The organism is Nocardiopsis sp. NRRL B-16309, from assembly GCF_001279585.1.
Classification (GTDB): Bacteria; Actinomycetota; Actinomycetes; order Streptosporangiales; family Streptosporangiaceae; genus Nocardiopsis.
Window position 1 is genome coordinate 90,573 of the sequence record NZ_LGEC01000080.1, and the last position, 24,510, is coordinate 115,082.

Annotated in this window: 17 protein-coding genes; 13 read left to right on the forward strand and 4 right to left on the reverse strand. The window is 73.5% G+C overall.

The features are described 5' to 3' along the window. Positions 1 to 45: 45 nt before the first annotated feature. Entirely contained in the window at positions 46 to 2,043 is a 1,998-nt protein-coding gene (locus ADL05_RS17070; protein ID WP_053617966.1) for a cation:proton antiporter, read from the reverse strand. A 258-nt stretch (positions 2,044 to 2,301) separates the two neighbouring features. On the opposite strand from ADL05_RS17070, the gene ADL05_RS17075 reads away from it, so the two are divergent. The 8 genes from ADL05_RS17075 (at position 2,302) to ADL05_RS17110 (ending at position 13,256) form a co-directional block, all read left to right on the forward strand. After that, positions 2,302 to 3,651 (forward strand): AGE family epimerase/isomerase, encoded by a 1,350-nt coding sequence (locus ADL05_RS17075; protein WP_053617967.1) that lies wholly within the window; start codon positions 2,302 to 2,304, stop codon positions 3,649 to 3,651. Between the two features lie 41 nt (positions 3,652 to 3,692). Further along, a complete protein-coding gene (locus tag ADL05_RS17080) occupies positions 3,693 to 4,625 on the forward strand; it encodes a carbohydrate kinase (RefSeq protein WP_053618111.1) in 933 nt (310 codons plus the stop codon). Positions 4,626 to 5,164: 539 nt separating this feature from the next. After that, entirely contained in the window at positions 5,165 to 8,065 is a 2,901-nt protein-coding gene (locus ADL05_RS17085) for a LuxR family transcriptional regulator (protein ID WP_053617968.1), read from the forward strand. A 129-nt stretch (positions 8,066 to 8,194) separates the two neighbouring features. Next, positions 8,195 to 9,019 (forward strand): ABC transporter ATP-binding protein, encoded by an 825-nt coding sequence (locus ADL05_RS17090; RefSeq protein ID WP_053617969.1) that lies wholly within the window; start codon positions 8,195 to 8,197, stop codon positions 9,017 to 9,019. After that, positions 9,016 to 9,810 carry an ABC transporter ATP-binding protein gene (locus ADL05_RS17095; RefSeq protein WP_082376484.1) on the forward strand — a complete coding sequence of 265 codons (795 nt, stop codon included), beginning with the start codon at positions 9,016 to 9,018 and terminating at the stop codon, positions 9,808 to 9,810. The genes ADL05_RS17090 and ADL05_RS17095 overlap by 4 nt, the downstream gene beginning before the upstream one ends. A gap of 10 nt (positions 9,811 to 9,820) precedes the next feature. Then, positions 9,821 to 10,672: a branched-chain amino acid ABC transporter permease gene (locus ADL05_RS17100; RefSeq protein WP_053617970.1), complete on the forward strand. Its 852-nt coding sequence runs from the start codon at positions 9,821 to 9,823 to the stop codon at positions 10,670 to 10,672. Positions 10,673 to 10,674: 2 nt separating this feature from the next. Next, entirely contained in the window at positions 10,675 to 11,862 is a 1,188-nt protein-coding gene (locus ADL05_RS17105; protein ID WP_082376485.1) for a branched-chain amino acid ABC transporter permease, read from the forward strand. 68 nt (positions 11,863 to 11,930) lie between these two features. Beyond that, positions 11,931 to 13,256 carry an ABC transporter substrate-binding protein gene (locus tag ADL05_RS17110; RefSeq protein ID WP_053617971.1) on the forward strand — a complete coding sequence of 442 codons (1,326 nt, stop codon included), beginning with the start codon at positions 11,931 to 11,933 and terminating at the stop codon, positions 13,254 to 13,256. Positions 13,257 to 13,847: 591 nt separating this feature from the next. On the opposite strand, the gene ADL05_RS17115 is transcribed toward ADL05_RS17110, so the two are convergent. Then, a complete protein-coding gene (locus tag ADL05_RS17115) occupies positions 13,848 to 14,762 on the reverse strand; it encodes a serine aminopeptidase domain-containing protein (RefSeq protein WP_053617972.1) in 915 nt (304 codons plus the stop codon). Between the two features lie 241 nt (positions 14,763 to 15,003). On the opposite strand from ADL05_RS17115, the gene ADL05_RS17120 reads away from it, so the two are divergent. Further along, positions 15,004 to 15,417, forward strand: coding sequence for a ChaB family protein (locus ADL05_RS17120; RefSeq protein WP_053617973.1), 414 nt, complete (start codon positions 15,004 to 15,006; stop codon positions 15,415 to 15,417). A gap of 226 nt (positions 15,418 to 15,643) precedes the next feature. Here the strand turns inward: ADL05_RS17120 and ADL05_RS17125 are convergent, their stop codons facing one another. Next, a complete protein-coding gene (locus ADL05_RS17125; RefSeq protein ID WP_053617974.1) occupies positions 15,644 to 16,498 on the reverse strand; it encodes an SDR family oxidoreductase in 855 nt (284 codons plus the stop codon). A 204-nt stretch (positions 16,499 to 16,702) separates the two neighbouring features. On the opposite strand from ADL05_RS17125, the gene ADL05_RS17130 reads away from it, so the two are divergent. Together ADL05_RS17130 and ADL05_RS17135 are read left to right on the forward strand one after the other, a co-directional pair. Beyond that, positions 16,703 to 18,799, forward strand: a complete 2,097-nt coding sequence (locus ADL05_RS17130) for a catalase (RefSeq protein WP_053617975.1) — start codon at positions 16,703 to 16,705, stop codon at positions 18,797 to 18,799. A 12-nt stretch (positions 18,800 to 18,811) separates the two neighbouring features. Next, a complete protein-coding gene (locus ADL05_RS17135) occupies positions 18,812 to 19,789 on the forward strand; it encodes a TIGR03557 family F420-dependent LLM class oxidoreductase (protein WP_053617976.1) in 978 nt (325 codons plus the stop codon). Here the strand turns inward: ADL05_RS17135 and ADL05_RS17140 are convergent. After that, positions 19,764 to 21,044, reverse strand: a complete 1,281-nt coding sequence (locus ADL05_RS17140; protein ID WP_053617977.1) for a cytochrome P450 — start codon at positions 21,042 to 21,044, stop codon at positions 19,764 to 19,766. The genes ADL05_RS17135 and ADL05_RS17140 overlap by 26 nt on opposite strands. 510 nt (positions 21,045 to 21,554) lie before the next feature. On the opposite strand from ADL05_RS17140, the gene ADL05_RS17145 reads away from it, so the two are divergent. Together ADL05_RS17145 and ADL05_RS17150 are read left to right on the forward strand one after the other, a co-directional pair. After that, positions 21,555 to 22,916, forward strand: a complete 1,362-nt coding sequence (locus tag ADL05_RS17145) for an SWIM zinc finger family protein (RefSeq protein ID WP_053617978.1) — start codon at positions 21,555 to 21,557, stop codon at positions 22,914 to 22,916. Continuing rightward, complete coding sequence (locus ADL05_RS17150) at positions 22,913 to 24,430, forward strand: DUF5691 domain-containing protein (RefSeq protein WP_053617979.1); 1,518 nt, start codon at positions 22,913 to 22,915, stop codon at positions 24,428 to 24,430. Before ADL05_RS17145 ends, ADL05_RS17150 begins: the two co-directional genes overlap by 4 nt. The last annotated feature ends 80 nt before the right edge of the window (positions 24,431 to 24,510 follow it).

Below are 24,510 nucleotides of genomic sequence, written 5' to 3' on the forward strand. Positions count from 1 at the left end.
GCGGGTCGAACGGCCACGTCCCGCCGCCTGTAGTCCTGGCGGGGGTCAGGGGCGTTCGGCGGGGGTGTCGGCGGAGGCGAGCACGACCGCGTCCAGGTAGCACCACGCCCACGTCTCGCCCGGTTCCACCGAGCGGGCGATCGGGTGGCCGAACCGGTCGGCGTGCAGGTCGGCGTGCCGACCCGGGGAGTCGTCGCAGCAGCCGACGAATCCGCAGCTCGTGCACAGCCGCAGGTGGATCCAGTCCCGCCGGCCCTGGCGCAGGCACTCCGTGCACCCGGCGCTCTTGGGGAGCACCGGCCGGATCGTCTCGGTGTGCGCGCAGTCGGTGTCGGGGTCGGGCCGGAAGGCGTCGACGGCGGTCGGGTTGGGGCGGCCCATGTCCACGTGGTCGATCTTGAGCAGGTCCAGGACGGTCCGCCCCAGCGGCTCCGTCACGGCGCGGTGGGTGTCCACCACCCGTTCCACCTCGGCCTCGTACAGGCCGGGGACGTCCGGCGCGTCGGTCGGGCGGACCACGATCGGCACGCCGGGGGCGACACCGTGCAGGACGTGCGCGAGGTGGGTCGCCTCCTCCGCGGAGTTCTCCGCGATGACGATGAGCTTCACGCGCTCCATGTCGACCTCGTGCAGCACACCGGCCTTGCTCGCCTCGCCCCGCACGACCGTGTGCCCGAACGCCTCGGCCTCGGCTGCGAGGTCGGGGTTGAGCGTGGTCACGGTGACCGGGATGTCGTTGACCTTGAGGTAGTGGCCCAGGTTCTTGGACACGGGCCCCCATCCCGACAGCAGGACGCGGTCGCGCGTGTCGCCGGAGGGCTCGCTCCCGTCGCCGCCGGCGGGCGCGGGCGCCGCCCGTTCGGGCAGGCGCCGGGCGAGGGCGCCGCCGAGCGCGCCGAGGGCGGGCGTCGCCGCCATGAGAAGCACGGTCACCGCGACCAGCAGCTGGTCGCCCTCGGCTCCCAGCCCGGCGGGGCTCAGCCCGTAGTCCGACCCGACCTGTTGCAGGACGAAAGAGAACTCGCCGATCTGCGCGAGGAGGAAGGCGGCGCCCATCGCGGTGGGCGCCCCGACCCTGAGGACGGCGACCGCGGTGTAGGCCGTCACCACCTTGATCGCCACGACGGCGGCGGCCGCGAGGAGGACCAGCCACCACAGGTCGGCCAGGGCGCCGACGTCGAGCAGCATGCCGATCGACACGAAGAACACCGCGCTGAAGATCATCTGGAGGGGCATGATCTCGCTGAGCGCGTGGGCGCTGTGCCGGGACTCGCTCAGCACCATGCCCGCGAGGAAGGCGCCCAGGGCCTCGCTGATCCCGGCGAGCGAGGTCACGTAGGCCACGCCGAGCGCGATGGCGACGATGGTCAGCAGGAAGACCTCGGGCGAGCACAGCCGGGCGACCCGTTCCAGGAGCGGCGGCATGACCTTGCGCGCCACGACCAGGACGGCGGTCAGGACCAGGGCGGCGGTGCCGAGCGCCCGCGCGATGCCCAGGGCGCCCCCCTCGCTCTCCCCGCCCAGGACCGGGATCAGCAGGACCATGACGATGATGGCGAGGTCCTGGAAGATGAGCGTTCCCACCGCGGCCTGGCCGACCGGTTCCTGGGTGGCCCCCTTGGCCGCGATCACCTTGAGCACGATCGCGGTGGAGGACAGGGCGACGAGGAAGCCGGTGAAGACGCCGATCCGCCAGTCCTGGCCGAAGAGGGAGAAGAGCCCGGTCACGACGGCGGTGGTCAGCACCACCTGGACGGTGCCGCCGCCCAGGACGAAGCGCTTGATCCTGGACAGCCGCTCGACGGAGAACTCCGCGCCGATGGTGAACAGGAGCAGCATCACGCCGATGTCGGCCGCGTCGTGCACGGCCGCCTCGTCGGCGATGAGTCCGAGCTGGTGGGGCCCGAGGAGGACCCCCGCCAGGAGGAAGCCCACGATCGGGACGACCCTGATCCGGACGAAGAGGGCGCCGATCAGGCCCGCCGACACCAGCAGTGCCACGATCGGGCCGAGGAATTCGGGCGTCTCGCCCGCCGCGAGCATCACTGTGCGCCTCCCGTTGGGGTCTGGGCACCCGTTGTCCGGGCACGTGTCGCCCCTCGGCCCCGAGTCGGACGCGGTGACCCGTGGGTCGAAAGGGGACGCTATGGACCTTATCCGGGGTGGTGGCCGCTCCCGTCGCACGGGAGGCCGCCGACCGCGGGCGAGGTGCTCGTGCCCCTGGCCTGGGGGCGGGCCGGACTTCCGCGAACGCGAGCGCTGGGGATAGCGTGGACCGGTGAACCGACAGGAGGCAGTGGATTGACCGAGCATCGACATGTCGCTCCGGGCGGCCCCGCGTGGCTGCGCGACGAGGAGCGCCGACTGTACGCCTTCGCCGAGGGCGCCGCGGTACCCGACGGCTTCGGATGGCTGGACTCGCGGGGCGGGGTGGGCCGGGACCGGCCGACCGCCACGTGGATCACCGCCCGCATGACGCACGTGTTCTCCCTGGCGTCCCTGCGGGGTCGGGAGGACGCGGGCCGGCTGGCCGACCACGGGCTGGCGGCGCTGTCTGGTCCGCTGCGCGACGCCGAGCACGGCGGCTGGTTCGACCACGCGCCCGCCGCTGCGCCGAACACGTCTTGGGAGCGCTCCCAGGACGGTTCCGCGACTGGCTCCGAGAACTCCGGGGCCGGTGGTGACGCCCCCGCGCCGCCTCGCAAGTCGGCCTACGAGCACGCCTTCGTGGTCCTGGCCGCCGCCACCGGCACGGCCGCCGGGCGCCCCGGTGCCGCCGAGCTCCTGGCGCGGGCGCTGGAGGTCGTGGACGCCCGGTTCTGGGAGGAGTCCGCCGGAGCGGTCCGCGAGAGCTGGGACGCGGCGTGGACGGAGACGGAGGACTACCGCGGCGCGAACAGCAACATGCACAGCGTCGAGGCCTTCCTCGCCGCCGCCGACGCCACCGGCGACCACCGGTGGACCCGGCGCGCCCTCGCCATCGCCGAACGCCTGGTCCACGGTGTGGCCGCCGAGCACGACTGGCGGCTGCCCGAGCACTTCACCGCGGACTGGACGCCCCTGCCCGACTACAACCGGGACCGGCCCGACCACCCCTTCCGGCCGTTCGGCAGCACCACGGGACACCTGCTCGAATGGGCGCGGCTCCTGCTGCACCTGGAGGCCGCCCTCACCCGCGCGGGCGACCCCGTCCCCGACTGGCTGCTCTCCGACGCCGAGGCCCTGTACGTGCACTCCGTCCGGCGCGGCTGGGCGGTGGACGGCGCCGACGGCTTCGTCTACACGCTGGACTGGCAGGACCGCCCGGTCGTCCGCGAGCGCATGCACTGGGTGGTCGCCGAGGCCACGATGGCCGCCTGGGCCCTGGCCAGGCGCACCGGCGAAGAGCACTACGCCCGCGACTACGAGCGCTGGTGGGCCTACGCCGACCGCTTCCACGTCGACCGCGAACTCGGCAGCTGGCGGCACGAGCTCGACGCCGCCAACGCCCCCGCGGCCACCGTGTGGCCGGGCAAGCCCGACGTCTACCACGCCTACCAGGCGACCCTCCTGCCCCAGGGGGAGCTGGCGGCCTCGATCGCGGCCGGGCTCCCGGCCGGTTCCGGCCCCGACTCCTCCACACCCTCCGACCACCCCGAGGTGAGCACGTGAGCCACGGACACCCCCGTCTCCTCGTCATCGGCGAGAACGTCATGGACCTGCTGCCGGCGGGGGAGGACGGCGGCCTCCTGCGCGCCGCGCCCGGAGGCGGGCCCGCCAACACGGCGGTCGCGGCGTCCCGTCTGGGCCTGCCCACCCGCCTGCTGGCGCGGATCGGCTCCGACGGGTTCGGCGACCGCATCCGCGCGCGGCTCCTGGCCGAGGGGCTGGACCCGGCCGGCCTGCTCGCCGCGCGGGAGCCCTCCGCGCTCGCGCTCGCCTCGCTCGGTCCGGACGGCTCGGCCCGCTACGACTTCCGGATGGACGACGCGGCCGACTGGCGGTGGCGCGCCGGGGAGCTGCCCGAGGAGCTGGAGCCCGGCGTGCGCGCCCTGCACGCCGCCTCCATCGCCCTGTTCCGGGACCCGGGGGCCACGCTCATCGAGTCGGTGCTGCGCCGCGAGCACGGGCGCGGCGGCGTCACGATCAGCCTCGACCCCAACATCCGCCACGAGGTGATCGGCGACCCGGCCTCCGCGCGGGCCCTGGCCCTGCGGCACGCCGCGCAGGCGCACGTGGTCAAGGCCAGTGACGAGGACCTCGCCTTCCTGTACCCGGACCTGGCACCGCGTGAGGCGGTCCGCTCGCTGGCGGCGCTGGGACCGGCCCTGGTCGTGGCCACGCTCGGCGGGAAGGGGGCGTTCGCGGTCTGCCACGGGGAGGAGGTCGCGGTCCCCGCGCCCGAGGTCGAGGTGGTGGACACCGTCGGCGCGGGGGACTCCTTCATGGGTGCCCTGCTGTACTGGCTGGACCGCGCCGACCTGCTGGGCGACGGGCCCCGGGCCCGGCTCGCCACCCTGACCGGGGACGGTGTGGAGGACCTGCTCCGCTTCGCCGCGCGGGCCGCCGCCTACACCGTGACCCGGGAGGGCGCGGACCCGCCGACCCTCGCGCAGGTGGAGGCGCGCCGGCTCGGCGGGGTCTGAGGCCGGCCCGCCGAGGGCGCGTCCCGGGTACGGACGGCCGGGACACGGGGCCGGGGGTCCTGCGGAACGCGGGGACGGATCCGGCCGGGACGCGGGGCCGGGGGTCCTGCGGAACGCGTGGACGGACGGGGCACGGGGCCGGGGATCCCACGGGGGGTGCGGTGTCGGGAGGGAGCGAGGAGGCCACTGTGGGGGAATCAGGTCGAATGTGACACTTTGAGGCTTTTGTCCTCTGTGTCGGTATCGCGGGGGAGCGTCGTTCGCGCATTACGGCTTGGTAACCACGGTGTGGCGGCCGACGGCACCTGCCGACGCCCCGAGGCGCCCGTCCACGTGAGTCGTGTCACGCTCACCCCGGAACGGAACCGCAGGTGGGCTCGCGTCTGTCACACTGGTTCCCGCGCCGGGCGCACCCCCGCTCCGCCCCCTTCCGCGCCTCCCCCGACCGCCCCGTGCGACTCCGTGCGGGTATCGGTGAAACGACCAGTGTGCCCGCCCGCACCTGCCGCGATGGGGTCTTCCTGTGAAACTGTGAGCACGTGGCTGGCAGTGACACGGGTCTCCCGAGTCTTCGACTCCGGGGCCGCGAAAACGAACTGAGGCTCCTCGCCGACGCACTCGGCGAAGCGAGGGCCCGGCGCGGGGCGTGCCTGCTGCTCTCCGGCGGTCCCGGCCGCGGAAAGACCTCCCTGCTGGAGCACACCCGCGCCGTGGCCGGTGATTTCACCGTCCTGTACGCCGGTGGTATCCCCGACGAGTCCGACCTGCCCTTCGCCGGACTCCAGCGCCTGCTGCGCCCGGTCGAGTCGGTCACCGACCGCATGGCGAAGGACCGGCGGGACCTGCTGCGCCGCACACTGGGCGGCGGCACGGTCGCCGACGCGGACCGCTTCGCCTTCTACACCGGAGTCCTGGAGCTGCTGACCCTCGCGGCCGAGGAACGGCCGCTGCTGCTCTGCGTCGACGACACCGACCGGCTGGACGGCCCGTCGCTGGACTCGCTCGCCTTCGTCGCCCGGCGGCTGACCGGTACCCCCGTGGCCGCGGTCTTCGCCGCCCACGGCGGCCACGACAAGCCCACCGGCGCGCGGCTGCCCTCCTCCGTCGGCGAGCCCACGCCCGACGCCCTCATCCCCGGCGTCACCGAGCACCTCGTCGAACCGCTGCCCGAGCGCGCGGTCCACGACGTCATCACCGACCACGCCCCGGTCACGGTCGGGTCGGCCGTGCGCACCGCGCTCGTGGCCGCCGCGCACGGCAACCCCGCCGCCGTCCTCGGCTTCCTGCGCTGCCTCACCGACGCCCAGCTGCTCGGGAACGACCCCCTTCCCGAGACCCTGCGGCTCGACGGCCGCCTGCGCGCCGACCTCCTCACCCCCTACCTGGAGCTGGCCGAGCCCACACGGCATCTGCTCCTCCTCGCCGCGCTCTCCCGGGAGCCGCGTGCCCACGTGATCCTGGCCGCCCGCGCGGGCGGCCAGGAGAGCGCGGACGGCCGGACCGGCGAGGGCGCCGACGCGTCCGGCCCGCCCGCCGGGTCCGCCGCGAAGGCGGCCGAGGGCCCCGCCGCGACCATCGCCGACCTGGAGCCCGCCGAGGAGCGCGGCCTCGTGCGCGTTGACGGCGACGCCATCGTCTTCACCGATCCCCTCCTGCGCGAGGCGATCGCGCAGGGCAGTCCCGCCGGCAGGCTCCGCGCCGCCCACCGGGAGCTGGCCGCGGTCGTGGACGCCGAACACGCGCCGGTCGACTTCGCGCTGCACACCTCCTCCGGCACGGGGAGCCCGGACGCCGGCCTGGCCACCGCCGTCGCGGACGCTGCGCTGCACGCCAAGCGGCTGGAGGGCTCCCTGGCCGCCTCGCTCACCTACGAGCGCGCCGCGAGCCTGACCCCCGAGTCCGACGAGCGCGCCTGCCGGCTCACCTCGGCGGCCTACGAGTCCTACGTGGCCGGCCGCTCCGACCGCGCCGCCCGACTGCTCGGCCGCGCGCGCCCCCTGGCGGTCTCCGACCGCCGCCGCGCCACCGTCGACCTCATCGACGCCCAGCTGTACATGCGCGGCGGCAACGCCATCGACGCCGCCGACCGGCTGCTGGCCGCCGGGCGCGACCTCGTCCCGCACGACCACACGCTGGCCCTGCGCGCCTTCGTCCGCGCCGCCGACTCCGCGTCCCTGGCGGGCGACCCGGTGCGCTTCGGCCGGATCACCGACCTGGCCCTGCCGCTGGTGCGGCCGGACAGCTCGCCGTCCACCCGGCTCATCGGCGCCTACCTGGAGGGATGCGCGGTCTCCTTCCGCGGCGACTACGTCCGCTCCACCCCCCTGCTGCGCAGCGTCAACGCACTGGCCGCGGAGATCGACAAGCCCTCGGAGCTGATCTGGGCCGCCGTGACCGGGCTCCGCCTGGGCGACGCGCCCTACGTGCGGTCGGTCACCTCGCGCGCGGTGGAGGCCGCGCGTGTGCGGGTCGAGACCGCCAACGTCCCGGCCGCCCTGGGCTTCCTCGTCTTCTCGGAGTTCTGGAGCGGACGCTTCCCGTCGGCGGCGGGCACCGCCCTGACGGGTCTGCGGGTCGCCCGCGAGTGCGGCCAGTCGGTCTGGGCCACACAGCACCTGGCGTCCCTGGCCATGATCGCCGCCATCCAGGGCGACGTGGAGACCTGCCGGATCCGGGCCAAGGCCGTGGCCGCGCAGGCGGGCGAGAACAGTCTCGGCCTGGCCTCGGCGATGGCCGCCTGGGCCCAGGCCGTCCTGGAGCTGTCCCGCGGCAACGCCGCCGACGCGTTCTTCCGGCTGCGCGCGCTCGCGCACGCCGGGCCCGGCCACGGCCACCCGACCATGCGGCTGCTGACCGCGCCCCACTTCGTGGAGGCCGCGACCCGCATGGGGGAGACCGACTGGGCACACACCTCCCTGGCGGGCTACCGCCGCTGGGCGGAGGCGGTGGACAGCCCGGGCGTACTTGCCCTGGCCGCCCGCTGCTCCGGACTGCTGGCCTGCGGCGACGAGGCCGCGGACCACTTCGAGAACGCTCTGGCCCTGCACCGGGCCTGCGGTGACGACGACGTCGAACACGCGCGCACCCAGCTGCTCTTCGGCGCGTTCCTTCGGAGGGCCCGCCTTCCCGGCCGGGCCCGTGAACACCTGTACAACGCGCTGGAGTCGTTCGAACGCTTCGGGGCCCGGCTGTGGGTGCGACAGACCCGCGCCGAGCTGCGAGCCATCGGGACCTCCGAGAGGGGGCCCGATCCCTCCGCCACCAGCGAGCTGACCGCTCAGCAACAGCAGATCGCGCGGCTCGTGGCGGAGGGGGCCACCAACCGCGAGGTGGCCGCGCACATGTTCATCAGCCCGCGCACGGTCGAACACCACCTGCGCGGCATCTTCCGAAAGCTCAACATCAGGTCCCGGGTGGACCTGGCACGCCTGTTCAACTGACCGCGTCGGACCGGCGCCGACCGGGTGGGTGACGGTCGGTCCGGTGGACGGCGGGGCGGTGCGGCTCGATCACGATCCCGTACCAACCGGTCGGTACGGAATCGCAGGTCAACCGGGAGAGAGGACTCCATGACAACGACCGCACGTGACCAACTACTGAGCGCGGACGGGGTGACCGTGCGCTTCGGGGGCCTGACCGCCCTCGACGACGTCGGGCTGCGGGTCGCACCCGGAAGCGTCGTCGGTCTCATCGGCCCCAACGGAGCGGGCAAGACCACGTTGTTCAACGTGCTCTCCGGGGTCCTGCGGCCCACCTCCGGCACCATCTCGTGGAAGGGCGCGCCGCCCCCCGGCCGCCGCCCGCACCACCTCGCCCAGGCCGGGATCGCGCGCACGTTCCAGGGCCTGAACCTCTTCCCGATGATGTCGGTCCTGGAGAACGTGGTGGCCGGCGCCGACCGGACCGCGCGGGGCGGCCCCCTGTCCCTGCTCACCGGCCTGGGCCGGCACCACCGCGACGAGCGCGAGCTGCGCGCCCGCGCCGAGGCGACCCTGGCGCGCTTCGGGATCGCCGATTACGCCGCACGGCTGCCCGGCACCCTGCCCTACGGCATCCAGAAGCAGGTGGCGCTGGCCCGCGCCTGCGTGGCCGACCCCGAGCTGCTGCTCCTGGACGAACCCGCCAGCGGACTGTCCGGCCAGCAGATCGACGACCTCGCCGCGCAGATCCGCGGGTTCAGCGAGCACATGGCCGTGGTCCTGGTCGAGCACCACATGGACCTGGTCATGCGGGTGTGCGACCACATCGTGGTCCTCAACTTCGGCAAGGTCATCTCCACCGGTACCCCGGAGGAGGTCCAGGCCGACCCCGCCGTCACCGAGGCCTACCTCGGCACCCCCGCGGACGACACCGCCGCGGCCGACCCCTCGCACTCCGACGGAGGCACACGATGAGCGCGCAGTACGCCAACGGCGCCGCCCCGGGCGCGTCCACCGGCACCGCACCGGCGTCCGCCGCCGGGAACCGGAACGCCGAGCCGATCCTGCGGGTGGAGGGCCTGAGCGCCCACTTCGGCGCGGTACGCGCCCTGGCCGACGTGTCCCTCGCCGTACCGCAGCAGGGCATGTGCGGAGTCCTCGGCGCCAACGGCGCGGGCAAGACCACCCTCCTGCGCTGCCTCACCGGGCTGCACCGGGCCTCCTCCGGGCGGGTCGTGCTGGAGGGCGAGGACATCACCCGGCTCCCCGCGGAGAAGGTCATCACCCGCGGACTCGCGCACGTTCCCGAGGGCGGCGGGGTGATCGTCGAACTCACCGTCGAGGAGAACCTGCGCCTGGGCGGCCTGTGGCGCAGGGACCGGCGCGACCGCTCCACGCTGAACGAGGTCATGGAACTGTTCCCGCCGCTGGCCGAGCGGCGGAGCAAGTCCGCGAGCACGCTGTCCGGCGGCGAGCGCCAGATGCTGGCCATCGGACGCGCGCTGATGGCCCGCCCCAAGGTCCTGCTCCTGGACGAGCCCTCGCTGGGCCTGGCCCCCCTCATCACGCAGCAGATCTTCACCCTGCTGCGCGACCTGCGGGCCCGCACCGGCCTGACGGTCGTCCTCGTGGAGCAGAACGCGGCCGGCGCCCTGTCGGTCACCGACCACGGGTTCGTCCTGAACCAGGGACGCGTGGCCGCCGAGGGCTCCTCGGCGGACCTGCTCTCCGACGACCGCATGCGCCACGCCTACCTCGGCTTCTGAGGAGACCCCCATGGAACACTTCATCAACCTGACCCTGAGCGGGTTGGCGTCCGGGGCCACGTACGCGGCGCTGGCGCTGTCCCTGGTCATCATCTACCAGGCCACCCGGCTGGTGAACTTCGCCCAGCCCGCGCTCGCCCTGCTGGCGGTGTACACCGCCTATACCGTGGTCCAGATCACCGGCTCCTACTGGATCGGCTTCGCCAGCGCCCTGACGGTCGGCCTGGTCGCCGGAGCCGTGGTCGAACGGGTCGTCATCCGACCGATCGCCCGCGTCTCCGAGCTCAACGGCATCATCGTCACCCTCGGACTCCTGCTCATCATCCAGGGCGGCGTCGGGATGATCTGGGGCAACCAGCAGCACGGACTCCAGTACGCGTTCAGCTACGTCGGGCGCTTCTCGCCCGCCGACGCCTTCGCGCTGGGCTCCGTCGCCGCGGTCGCCCTGCTGCTGTTCGTCCTGTACCGGTACACGCCGCTCGGGCTGCGCATGCGCGCCGCCGCCTTCCGACCGGAGGCGGCACGGCTGAGCGGGGTCAAGGTGGGCCTGATGCTCACCGCCGGCTGGGGGATCGCCTCGGCCATCGGCGCGCTGGCGGGCATGCTCGCCGGTCCTCCGTTCCTCTCCCCGAACGTGTTCGACGTCGTCTTCGTCTTCGGCATCACCGCGGCCGTGGTGGGCGGTCTGGACAACCCGTTCGGCGCCGTCATCGGCGGCATGCTCATCGGCCTGGGCCTGACCTACGTGTCCGGCTACGCGGGGCCCGAACTGGCGACCCTCGCCGCCCTCGCCATCGTGGTCCTCGTGCTGAGCGTGCGGCCCGACGGCATCCTGTCCCGCCCGACCGCGCGAAAGGTGTAGCCATGTCCTCGCCCACCAGACAGCGCGCGGAGCGCGCCGCCACCCCCGACCGGACCGCACCGGCCGCGCCCCGACGGGCGTCCGACCGCTGGCGGGCCCTGCCCGCACCGCTGCGCCACCTGCTGCTCGCCGGGCTCGGCCTGGCAGCCGTCACGGCCCTGCAGTTCGTGACGGGCGACCTGACCGCCCTGCGGATGGCCGCCGTCGGCTACACGATGCTGGCCCTGGCCGGCCTGCAGCTGCTGGTCGGCGGCAGCGGCCAGGTGTCGCTGGGCCACGGCGCGTTCATGATGATCGGCGCCTACACCATGGCGCTGATGGTCCTGCACCAGCCGATGCTGCCGCTGGCGGCCAACCTGCTGATCATCGTCGTGGTCTCCGTCGTGGCCGGGATCGCCGTCGGCGCCGCGACCGCGCGGCTGCACGGCCCCTACCTGGCCGGTGCCACGCTCATCCTGGCCGTGGGCCTGCCCGGGCTCACGCACCGCTACCACGAGTTCCTCGGCGGCAGCAACGGACTCAACATCCGCACCGCAGGCGCCCCGCCCGCCCTCCAGGGGATCTTCTCCGGCAGCGAGTGGAAGTCGATCGTGGTGTGGACCACGGTCGTCATCGGACTCGCGGTCCTGGCGACGGTGAACACCGGACGCCTCGGACGCCGGATGCGCGCGGTGCGCGACGACGAGACCGCGGCGGCCATGTCCGGCGTTCCCGTGGGCAGCACCAAGGTGGTCGCGTTCGTCATCGCCTCGGCCGCCGGCGGGCTGGCCGGGGGACTACAGGCCTACGTACTCGGCACGGTCACACCCAGCACGTTCACGCTGGCGCTGTCGCTGAGCCTGCTCGCGGTGCTCGTCCTGGGCGGCATCGGCAGCATGTGGGGCGCCTTCTGGGCCGCCCTGGCGCTGGTCTACCTGGAGGTCTGGGTCTCCGACCTCGCCGGGACCATGGACTTCAGCCCGGACGTGGAGAACAACCTCCCGGTGGTCGTGTTCGGCGTCATCCTCATCCTGGTCCTGCGCTTCTGGCCCTACGGGATCCAGGGCGTGTTCCAGCGGATGGCCTACAAGCGCAGGATCGCCGCCGCTCCCGCCACACCGAACGGCGCCACTTCCGACGGCGCCGCTCCGACCAGTACCCCGACGAACGGTGCCGAACCGGGCGCCGACGGCTCCAGGGGTGCCCCTTGAATCCCGCGGCGGGTCCCGCCTCGGGGCCCGTGAGACGTCATCTCCACCCCCTGACGAAGGAGAACACCATGCGAAACCGCAGAGGAACACTGGCCGCCACCGCGGCGGCCCTCGCACTGGCGATGATGGCGTCGGCCTGCTCGGGCGCCGGTGAGGTCGCCGAGACCGGGGACGTCGACCTGAACGTGTCCCCGGGCGTGACCGACGACTCCGTGATCATCGGCACGCACCAGCCCCTGACCGGGCCCGCGGCGCCCGGCTACCAGTCGATCTCGCAGGCGGCGGCGGCCGTGTTCGAGTACGTCAACGCGCAGGGGGGCGTGAACGGACGCGAGATCGACTACCGGGTCGAGGACGACGTCTACGACCCGTCGCAGACGATCGACGTCACGCGCGAGCTCGTCATCGAGCAGGAGATCTTCGCGATGGTGGGCGGCCTGGGCACGCCCACGCACAGCGGTGTCCTGGACTACCTCAACGACGAGGGCGTCCCGGACGTGTTCCCGTCGTCGGGGGCCCTGGCGTGGAACAACCCGGAAGAGTACCCGCTGACCTACGGGTGGCAGACGGACTACACCAAGGAAGCGAAGATCCAGGGCGAGTACGTCGCGGAGAACTTCCCCGAGCAGCCCGTCGGCTACCTGTTCCAGAACGACGACGTCGGCGAGGACGCGCAGGCCGGCCTCGACCAGTACCTCAACAACGACGTCGTGGCCCGTGAGCACTACGAGTCCGACAACACCGACGTCAGCTCGCAGGTCGCCGAACTGGAGCGCTCGGGCGCCGAGGTCGTCGTGTGCTCCTGCATCCCGGCGTTCGTCGCCCTCGCGCTGCTGGAGGCGGCGAGCATCGGCTACGAGCCGCAGTGGGTGGTCTCCAGCATCGGCGGCGACACCGCCACGCTCCAGGGCCTGCTGGCGAGCTTCACCGAGGGGTCGGACGCGGAGGACGTGCCCGCCGACGCCTTCCTGGACGGGATGATCATCACGAGCTACCTCCCGCGGGTGGAGGACACCGAGGACGAGTGGTCCCAGTTCTTCTCCGCCGTGTGGGAGGAGTACGGCGAGGACGCGCCGCTGACCAACACCCACCTGTTCGGCATGACGCAGGCCGTGATGTTCTCGCAGGCCCTGAAGGCCGCGGGGGAGGACCTCACCCGCCAGTCGCTGATCGACGCGCTGGAGACACAGGAGTGGCAGGGCCCGGGTCTGGTGCCGTTCTCCTCGTCCGACGGTGACCACGGCGGCCACCAGGGCGTGTACGTCGTCCAGTACGGCGCCGGCGACGAGATCGAGATGGTCCAGGAGGCCCGGGTGACCGACCGCGAGGGCGGTCCCATCGAGGAGACCGACTTCGAGCGCGTGCTGCCCGAGGAGATGGACTTCCACGACTGACCGGTCGTCCCGGTCGCGCCGTCCGTCGGCCGACCGGGGCCCGAGACGTCGGACCGCGGCCCGTGGGGATCTCCCCGCGGGCCGCGGTCGTGCGCGGCCCCGGGTACCCCCTCCCTGGGGGCGCCGTCGTGCCCGGCCCTGGGGTCTCCGGGCCGCCGGGGGCGGTCGTGGGCGGGGCTGATGGGGCCCGTCCGGGGGCGCTTCGGTGTTCCGGCCGGTGCGTCGCCGCTCCCGCTGGGGCCCGCTGCGGACGGGGCCGCTCCCGTGGGGGCCCGCTCCAGCCGGATCGCCGCCGTGCCCCGCTCCCGCTGGTGTCCGCTCCCGGCCCGAGGGGACTCCTCCCCACGGCCGCCGTGTCCCGGAGGGGCGGCGCGTCCGCGGCCCTGTCCGCCGACGGAACTCCGTTCCCGGGCCACCGGCGCGGGAAATGGCTCCGCCCGTTTCCGTTCGGTCCTCTTCCACCGGCGGTTGGTCAAGGGCTTGACACGAACGGTCGAAAGGCGCGGCGCTGGCACCGGAAATCGAGTGCGCACACGCCGAAACGGCGGGCCGCTGGACGCGGCCCGCCGTTCGCGGGTCAATCGTGGGGGATCAGGAACCGTACGGGCAGGTGTCCCGGTAGTCCGAGTAGTCCGAGAACCAGCCGGTGCTGGGCGCCGGGCAGAGGAACTGCTCGTACCGCTCGTCCTCGTCCACGAACAGCTTCAGCCAGGCGATGCTGTTCCGGGCGATCGGCGTGTTGTTGTAGTTCGGGGCGAAGTGGCTCGCGCCGGACAGCTCCACGTACGCCTTGTCCACCGAGCCGTTGAGGCTCTCGTAGAACGGGATGGAGTGGGAGCGCGTCGAGGCGATGCTGTCGTCCTCCGCGCCGATGATCATGGTGGGCACGTCCACGTCCGACCAGTTCTTCTGGAGGTGCCACGGGGTCAGCGGGATCGCCGCCTTGAGCTCCGGGCGGTCGTCGGCCGCCGCGAGCGTTCCGCCGCCGCCCATCGAGTGGCCCATCACCGCGAGGCGGTCCGGGTCCACGGTGTCCCTGACGTCGCTGTCATCGACCAGGTAGTCGAGCGCGGCCTCGATCTGGCGGCCGCGGCTGTCGGGCTGGTCGTAGCGCGTGTTGGTGTCGATGGTGAAGATCACGAAGCCCTGCGAGGCCAGACGGTGACCCAGCCACGACATCGTCGAGCTGCTCGCGGTGTAGCCGGGAGCCACGACGACGCCGCCGAAGGTGCCCTGGCTGGTGTCGGTCGGGTAGTAGATCGTGCCGCCGCCGAAGCCGGACACGAAGGACGAGACGTCCTCGGTGTCGGTGTCGAAGGACCCGCGGAGCGCCTCGATGCTGGACTCCGTGGGGTCCGGGCCGCGCTGGTAGTCGGACGCCTGGGCGGGTGCGACCAGGCTTCCGGCGGTCGCTACGGCGACGCCCAGGACGAGGGCGGTCTTGACGGCGAGCCGGCCGGCCCAGGATCGGGGGGTGCTTTTCTCGGGGGCATTCTGTGTTCGCACGGGTTGTCCTTATCTCGTGCAGCGGGAATCCGCGTCGAACGCGGGTGTCCCTGGGGGGAAAGAGAGCACGTATCGGGCTAGGGGCTTCCCGATGACGCGAATGCTTCTCTTTTCGTTGGACGCCTCAACTATGGTGACGAATGTGTGAATTCGCATCCGTCAGATCACCAGTCGTTAACTCGCCGGTAGGGTTTGGCTCCGAGGGTGCTCGGGCAGTGCCGTCCGTAAGGGGGTGACGACCATGCCCGGAGCCAGCGAACTGCCGGACACGTTGAAGCGGTCGCCCGAGAAGGCCCAGCGCACCTGGATCAAGGCGCACGACTCGGCGGTCGACGAGTACGGCGAGGGCGAGCGCGCGCACCGAGTGGCGTTCTCCGCGCTCAAGCACTCGTTCCAGAAGAAGGGCGACCGGTGGGTCCCCAAGCAGAGGTCGGGGCCGTCGGACGCACAGGCGGAGAATCCCGACGCGGCGCGCGGTCGGGGCAAGGACAAGCCCACCGCCGGCGGGGTGGACGCCAACGCCAGCAAGAAGGAACTCTACGAGCAGGCACGCGACCTCGACATCTCCGGCCGCTCGAAGATGGACAAGGACGAACTCGTGGACGCGCTGCGCAAGGAGAACGACCGGCGTACGGCGCGGGCACGCGGGTCGTAGCGGCTCCCGCCGCGCGGTGGTCGACACGACGGGGGACACCGCGCGCGGGACAGGGGGAGAGGGGCGGGGGCCTCGGCCCCCGCCCCTCGTGACGCCTGTGTGTGACGGCCTCGTCCGGGACGGCCGCGTCCGTGGCGCCTGTGGGCGGCCCCGGGGGCGGCCGCTTCCGGGGCCGCCGGACGGACCGGAAGCGTCGGCCCCGATCGGCCGCCCCGCTTCCGGGCCGTCAGCTGCCCTGGATCTCGCCGCCCGTCGGCGCCAGGGTCTCGCCCGTGTAGTACGACGACAGCCGGTCGCTGGCGAAGAACACGAAGGACGGCGCGATCTCGTCGGGGTCCGCCGCCCGGCCCACCGGCGCCTGCTGCCCGAACCCCTCGGCGCCCTCCTCCCCGAGCGTGGACGGGATGAGCGGTGTCCACACCGGGCCCGGCGCCACGCAGTTCACCCGGATGCCCTGGTCCCGGAGCGTCTGCGACAGGGACGCGGACAGGTTCATCACGGCGGCCTTGCTCGACGCGTAGTCGATGAGCTTCGCGTTGCCGCGCAGGCCGTTGACCGATCCGGTGATGATGATCGCGCTGCCCTCGGGCATGTGCGGCAGAGCCTCCCGGACCGTCCAGAACACGCCCATGACGTTCACGTCGAAGGTCCGCCGCAGCTGTTCCGTGGTCAGGTCGGTGAACTTCTCCACCGGCCGCTGGGTGGCGGCGTGCTCGACCAGGACGTCGATGCCGCCGAGTTCGTCGACCGCGCGCCGGACCAGTTCGGCGCAGAACGCCTCGTCGGCCAGGTCGCCCCGGACGGCGACCGCCGTGCGCCCCTGCTCGCGGACCAGGTCGACCGTGTGCCGGGCGTCGTCGTCCTCGCTCAGGTAGCCGAAGACGACGTCGGCGCCCTCCTTGGCGAAGGCCACGGCGACCGCGCGGCCGATCCCGGAGTCGCCGCCCGTGATGAGCGCGCGCCGGCCCTCCAGCAGGCCGCGGCCCTCGTAGTCGCGCATCTCGTCCCGGGGGTGGGGGCGCATCGGCTCGGTCCGGCCCGGGTGCGGCTGGCTCTGCGCCGGTGGCGGTGTCTCGGGCATGTCGCCTCACTCCTTCCCTCTCCGCGTTCCTGGTGCTCGCCCCTACCCGGCGGCGCCGACCGCCACCCCGGGCCTTGCCCGATCGTGTGCCCGACTTGGCGCGGGCGTGAGGAAGGTCAATTCGGGGGCAAGGCGCGTTTGTCCGCGGCGGCGGTTGGTCAGTGGGGTGGGAGGGATCGAACGAGAACCGCCGCGGAGGTAGTGATGAGCACGGACGGACGGGACGCGAAGGACCGCCAGCTCGACCAGCACAGGACCGACTCCACCGAACCCCTGACGACCGAGACCGGTGTCCGGGTGGGGAGCACCGACAACTCGCTGCGGGCGGGGGCGCGCGGCCCCACGCTGCTGGAGGACTTCCACGCTCGGGAGAAGATCACCCACTTCGACCACGAGCGCATTCCCGAACGGGTCGTGCACGCACGGGGCGCCGGCGCCTACGGGCACTTCACCACGTACCGCGGTCTGGCGGACCGGACCACCGCGCACTTCCTGCGCGGGCCGGGCGTCACCACCCCGGTGTTCGTGCGCTTCTCGACCGTGGCCGGGTCGCGCGGATCGGCCGACACGGTGCGGGACGTGCGCGGGTTCGCGGTGAAGTTCTACACCGAGGAGGGCAACTACGACCTCGTCGGCAACAACATGCCGGTCTTCTTCATCCAGGACGGCGTGAAGTTCCCGGACTTCGTGCACGCCGTCAAGCCCGAGCCCCACAACGAGATCCCCCAGGCGCAGTCCGCCCACGACACCCTGTGGGACTTCGTGGGACTGCAGCCCGAGACGATGCACATGATGATGTGGCTGATGTCGGACCGGGCGCTGCCCCGCAGCTACCGGATGATGCAGGGCTTCGGCGTGCACACCTTCCACTTCGTGAACGCCGAGGGCCGGGGCACGTTCGTGAAGTTCCACTGGCGCCCCATGCTCGGCACGCACTCCCTGGTCTGGGACGAGACGCAGCGCGTCCAGGGCAAGGATCCGGACTACAACCGGCGCGACCTGTGGGAGGCCATCGAGCGCGGCCAGTACCCCGAGTGGGAGCTGGGTGTGCAGCTGGTCGAGGAGGAGGACGAGCACGCCTTCGACTTCGACCTCCTGGACGCCACGAAGATCATTCCGGAGGAGCAGGTGCCGGTGCAGCCGGTCGGCAAGCTGGTCCTGGACCGCAACCCGGACAACTTCTTCGCCGAGACCGAGCAGGTGGCCTTCCACACGGCCAACGTCGTGCCGGGCATCGACTTCACCAACGACCCGCTCCTGCAGGCGCGCAACTTCTCCTACCTGGACACCCAGCTGCTGCGCCTGGGCGGCTCGAACTTCCAGCAGATCCCGGTGAACCGCCCGGTGGCGCCGGTGAGCGACAACCAGCGGGACGGGTTCGCCCAGCACCGCGTGCACCGCGGGAAGACCTCGTACTTCCCCAACCGGGTCGGCGGCGGCTGCCCCGCCCTGGCCGGGGAGGGCGCCTACCACCACTACACCGAGAAGGTGGAGGGCCAGAAGATCCGCGTGCGCAGTGAGAGCTTCGCCGACCACTACTCGCAGGCCACGCTCTTCTACAACAGCCTCGCGGACTGGGAGAGGGAGCACCTGCACGCCGCGTTCCGGTTCGAGCTGGGCAAGTGCGAGGAGCTGGAGGTGCGGCAGCGGGTCGTGGCCAACCTCAACCACGTGGACCACCAACTGGCCGTGAGCGTCGCCGAGGGGATCGGCGTGGTGCCGCCCTCGGCGGAGGACGGCACGCCCAACCACGGGCGCTCCTCACCCGCGCTGAGCCAGGCCAACACCACCTTCGGCTCCCTCGTGGGACGGCAGGTGGCCGTCCTGGTCGCCGACGGCGTGGACGGCACGGCCGCCTCCGCCCTGCGGGACTCGCTGGTCGCAGAGGGCGCGGTGGTGGAGCTGCTGGCGGCCCGGGACGGCGCGGTCCGCACCGAGGACGGCGACGCCGTCACCGTCGACCGCGCCTACACGACCGTCTCGTCGGTGCTCTACGACGCGGTCGCCGTCGTCGGCGGGACCGAGTGCGCCGTCACGCTGGCCGGCGACGGCACGGCCCGGCACTTCCTGCTGGAGGCCTACAAGCACCACAAGCCGCTGGCCGCGATCGGGGCCGGGGGCTCGCTGCTCACCGCGCCGCCGCTCCCGGAGGGCGTCGCGGGCCCGGTGACGGACGAGACCCGCAGCACCATGGGCGTGGTCAGGTCGGGGCGGGCCGGCGACGACCTCATCACCGAGTTCGCGCGGCTCATCGGCGCGCACCGGTTCTGGGCACGTCCGACGTCGGCGATCCCGGCCTGAGGGGGCTGCGCCATGCGTGTGGGATACAAGCTGTTCGCCGAGGGTTTCGGCCCCCGGGAGATCGTGGACCAGGCCGTACGGGCGGAGGAGGCCGGGTTCGACTTCGTGGAGGTCAGCGACCACTTCCATCCGTGGCTCCACAGCCACGGGCACTCGGGGTTCGTGTGGTCGATGCTGGCCGCCATCGCCGAGCGCACCGAGCGGATCCAGATGGCCACGGGCGTCACCTGCCCCACCATCCGGGTCCATCCGGCGATCGTGGCGCAGGCGGCCGCCACCACGGCACTGCTGGCGGAGGGGCGCTTCGTCCTGGGCCTGGGCTCGGGCGAGCGGCTCAACGAGCACGTGGTCGGCAAGGGATGGCCCAACGCGAGCACGCGCCAGGAGATGCTGCGCGAGGCGATCGAGATCATCCGACTGCTGTGGTCGGGCGGCTACCACTCCTACCAGGGGCGGCACCTGACCCTGGAGGACGCGCGCGTCTTCGACCTGCCCGAGGAGTCGCCGCCCATCGTCGTGGCGGCGGGCGGCGAGCGGTCCGCGACCATGGCCGCCGAGCTCGGCGACGGGATGTTCGGCACCGAACCGAGCCGCGTGCTCACCGGCGCCTACGAGAACAACGGCGGCGACGGGCCGCTCTACTGCGAGGTGCCCCTGGCGTGGGCGCCGGACGAGGCGAGCGCCCTGGACTCGGCACGGGAGACCTTCCGGTTCGGCCTGACGGGCTGGAAGGTCATGTCGGAACTGCCCAACCCGGTCAACTTCGAGGCGGCCACGGCGCTGATCACCCGTGACCACATGCGCGACGAACTCGGCTTCGGCCCGGACCCCGACCGCCACCTGGCGGTCGTCCGGGAGTTCGCCGGGGCCGGGTACGACCACCTGTGCCTGGTCAACTCCGGACCCGATCCGGAGGGGTTCTTCCGGTTCTTCGAGGAGGAGCTGGCCGAGCCGATCCGCGGCCTCAAGCGCCACGACGCCACCAGCTGAGGAGCCGGGACAACAGGTCGGCGTGCTCGTCGGCCCTCGGCTCGGGCGGGTCGGCCGCGGGCAGGACCGGCTCGCCCGGGGTGAACGCCACGGGCAGCTCCGCCAGGCCGCGCAGGAACGGCGAGGGCGTCAGGCGCAGCTCTCTGGGGGCCACGGCCAGGCGGAGCCCGCCCAGCCGCTCGTGGACGGCCGCGACCGCGGTGGCGGCGATGGTCCGGGCCAGGCTGCGCGCCGGACAGGCGTGCGGGCCCGCGCCGAACATCAGGTGGGCGCGGCCGCCGCCCGACGACCGGACGGCCGGGTCCAGGTGGGCCGCCTCGAAGCCGATGAGGAGGGCGTCGCCGGCACGGACGTCACAGGTGCCGATGCGGACGTCTTGGAGGGCGATGCGGGCGGGCAGGACCTGGAAGGGCGTGTCCGTCCACATCACGTGGTCGAGCAGGTCCTGGACGGACAGCCGCGCGTCGGCGTGTGCCGTGCGGATCCGGGCGTCGGTGAGCAGAGTTCGCAGCGTGTTGCCGATGAGGTGTGTGGTGGGCTGGTGGCTCGCGTTGTCGATGAGCGCGGCCGCGTGGGCGAGTTCGTGGTCGCTGAGCCGTGAGGGGTGCTCCATCATCCACGAGACGAGGTCGGCGCCCGGCCGACCGCGCTTGCGGGAGACCAGTCCCGCGAAGTACTGGTGGACGCGGGCGACGGCGGCCTCGCCGCGCCGGGCGTCGGCCCCGAACACCACGGCGGTGAGGTCGCCGAGCATGTGCCCGTAGGAGTCGGGCAGCCCGTAGAGGTGGTTGACCACCAGGACCGGCAGGGGCGCGGCGAAGTCCCCGATGAGGTCGGCGCGGCCGGTGGTGACGAAGGCGTCGATGAGGTCGTCGGCGATCCGGCGCGCCGTGCGGGCGGTGGCCGACAGGTCGAGCCTGGCCAGGGCGTCGGCGACGGGGGCGCGGAGCCGGGTGTGCTCCGGCCCGTCGGCGTACAGGGCGTTGGGGCGCCAGGACAGGGCGGGCCGGGAGGCGGCCAGGTCCACGCGCCCTTCGGTGACCTCGCGCCAGTGGCGGGTGTCCCGGGAGAACAGGTGCGGGTTCTGCAGCACGGTGAGGTTCTCGTGGTAGCCGAGCAGGAGCCAGGCGGGCACGCCCGGATCCAGTTCCACCGGGGCGACGGCGCCGTGGAGTTCGCGCAGCCTCTCCCAGAGCCTCGCCCGGCCGGAGGACGGGACCGGGGCGTACAGGCGGGCGGGCCGAGTGGGGGACATCGGGGGCGCGGACCCGGCGGCACCGGACCCGCTTCCCTCCCTTCCGGGAGTGAGCGCACGTGGGAGGGGCCGACGGCGCGGGGAGCGCCGGTGAGGGAATTGTAGGCGGGAAACGGCGAATCGTGCGTTGTTTCGCGGAAATGGGACGGGCCCTTTTCCTTTGTGGGCGGAAAAGGGCGAACCGCGGCCGCGTTGTGCGCGGGGCGCAGGTGCGGTGGTCGCCGACCGACCGCCGGACGCGCGGCGACCCGACGCCGGAGGCACGGCGACCAGGGCACGGGAACCCCGGTGGGAACCCGCGCGCGGTGGCCGGGGGGGTGCCCGCGGCGGGATCATCCCACATCACTCGGACAGTTCCTGAAGCTTCTGGATTCGTCGGGAAATAGGTGTCGGGAAGCCCCTGTTCTGTCACCGCCGATCCCTAGTGTTGTCCGTGTGAGCGATCGATGGAGTACTGACGACGTCTGGGCCCTGGCCCCGGACCCCTCATCGCACAAGGCCGCTCTCAAGGTGGGCAGGACCGGCTCCTGGCCCCGGCGCGGAGCGGTCGCCGCGGACACCGGCGGTACCGCCGCCGTGTGGGGCGAGTGCAAGGGGAGCGGGTCCAAGCCCTACCTCGCCGCCGTCCACCTGGACGGCGGACCGGCCTTCAAGTGCAGCTGTCCCAGTCGCAAGATCCCCTGCAAGCACGTCCTGGGGCTGCTCGCCCTGTGGGCGCGGGAGGAGGTCGAGACCAGCGAGGAACGGCCCGAGTGGGTCGCGACCTGGCTGGCGGCGCGCGCCGCGCGCCGGACGCGGCCCCAGGCGGGGCCCGCCGATCCCGGGCGCGCCGCGGCCACACTGCGCGCCCGGGAGGAGGCCGTCGCCGCCGGGATGGACGAACTCCGGATGTGGCTGGACGACCAGCTCGACGCCGGCCTGGCCGAAGCCCCCAAGCACGGCTACGACCACTGGGACCGTATGGCCAAACGCCTGGTCGACGCCAAGGCGGGCGGCGCCGCCGCGCTCGTGTCGGAGCTGCCCGGGGCGCTCCGCGGGCAGGGCTGGCCGGAGGCGGTCCTGGAACGGCTCGGGCGGCTGCACCTGCTGGTCAGCGGTTACCGGGCGCTGGGGACCGCGCAGGAGGAGGCGGGGGCGGAGGAGCCTGTGGCGGCGGGCGGGGCGCCTGACTCGAACGGGTCCGCCGGGTCCGCCGGGTCGCGGGTGCCGGGGAGCGGCGGCACGACGCGGGCACAGGGCCTGGACGCGCGGATGCGCGGTGTGGTCCGGACCCGCGCCGGGATCGCCACCCGTGTCGAGGAGGTCCTGGCCGAGGGCGAGCGCGTCCGCGACACCTGGCAGGTCCTCGGCCGACGGGACGTCCCCGCCCCCGACCCCGGCATGCGCGCCCGCCGCGTGTGGCTGCGCGGTCGCGGCACCGGGCGGATCGCCCTGTCCCTGTCCTTCGCGCGGGCCGACCAGACGCCCGTCTCGCCCTTCCGTGACGGCACGGAGGCCGACACCGAACTGGCCTTCTACCCCGACGGCCACCGCGCCGCCCCCGTCGACGACGGCCACCGTGCCGCGCCCGCGCCGCCGCCCGAATCCGGCACGGTCGCCGACGCGCTCGACTCCTTCGCCGCCGCCCTCGCCCAGGACCCCTGGCGCGACGCCTGGCCGGTGGTCCTGGGCGGGGCCGCCCCCGCCCTCGACGGGCGGTGGTACCTCACCGACCCCTCCGGCGCCGCGCTGCCGCTGTCCGATCCCGAGCCCTGGCGCCTCCTCGCCGTCACCGGCGGCCACCCGGCCACGGTGGCCGGGGAGTGGTCGCCGCGGGACGGACTCACCCCCCTGACCGTGTGGGACGCACGTGGAAAGGCCGTCTCCCTGTGACCACCCCGCCTCCCGACACCTGGGACCGCCTGGTCTCCGCCGCACTGGTCGGCACCGGCCGCAGGGCGGTCCCCGACACCCCCGACCTGCCCGACACCCCGGCGGACGTGCCCGCGCGCGTGCTGCTGGACCGCGTCGCCCTGGCCGCGGTGCGCCGGGACGCCGGGTACACGCCGTGCACCCGCACACCCGTCGAGCCGGACGCGGAGCCCGAGAGGCCCGAGGTCGGCGCCGCCGCCGACCAGCGCCTGTCCGAGGTCCTGGCCTCCCGGCCCGAACTCCTCCCCGAGTGGCTGCGCCTGGCCGCGGAGGCCGGTCTCAGCCCGGCGCGCGCCAGCGCGCCCGCACTGCTGGACCGGGGCGTCGGCGACAGCGGGCTGCGGCCGGCGATCGTCGCGGCGATCGGGCCGCGCGCCCGCTGGCTGGCCCGGTACAAGCCCGCCTGGTCCTACGCGCACGCGGTCCTCCTCCCCGGCGACCGCTACCGCGAGCGCGACTGGACCCACGGCACGCCGCCCGAGCGCCGCCACGCGCTGGCCGCCCTGCGCGCCACCGACCCCGCCGCGGCGCGCGCGCTGCTCGCCCAGGCCTGGCCCGGACTGCGCCAGGCCGACCAGCGGCGCCACCTGCTGGAGACCCTCGCCACGGGACTGGGAGCCGACGACGAACCACTGCTCGACCTCGCCCTGGACGACCGGAGCGCCACCGTGCGCGGGCAGGCGCTCGCCCTGCTCACCCGGCTGCCCGACAGCGGGCACGCCCACCGCCTGCGCGGCTACGTCCGCGAACTCGCGCGCACCGACGAGCGGGGCGGCGTCGCCGTGGACCCGGTCCTCCCCGACCGGTACGACATCCTGCGCGACCTCACCCTCGTGGTCACCGGCCGCGAGCCCGACACCGCGGCCACGCGGGCCGAGCGGGTGTCGACCCTGGTCACGCACGCCCCGCTGGACGTGTGGACCGACCTGTTCGGACCGACGCCCGACCAGGTCGTCGCCCGCCTGGAGCGCTCCGACGAGACGCGGCTGCGCGAGACGTTCGCCGGCGCGGCCGGGCTCCAGGGCGACGCCGCCTGGGCCCGCGCCCTGCTCCGCGCGATCGGCACCGGACTCGTGGACCCCCGTTCGCACCACTACCGGAACCGCGGCGCGCTCCAGCTCGCCGGGCTGTTCGCCGCGCTCGCCCCGGACGAGCGCTGCCGCGTGCTCCTGGACGCCGTCGACGACGACACCACCCTGCTCGCCCTGGACCCGGTGATCCGGACGGTGCCGGGCCCCTGGTCGCCGGAACTGTCCGACTGGGCCGTCCGGCGGCTGCTCCGGCCCCTGAAGCGCAGGAGCGACCTCTCGGGCTTCCGGGTCTTCTGCTCGGTCGCCGCCGAACACCTGCCCCCCGAAGTCCACACCGCACTCCCCGACCACCCGCCCGGCGGCGGCGACACCGCCGCCGAGGAGTCCTACCTCCGGTTGCGGGACACCCTCCGATTCCGACACGACATGACCCGGGAGCTCTAGTTGTCCACCTCCACTGACGCCGCCACCGACGCCGCCACGGGCACTCCCGACGAGCAGTCCCACGCCTCGCCCGCCACCAC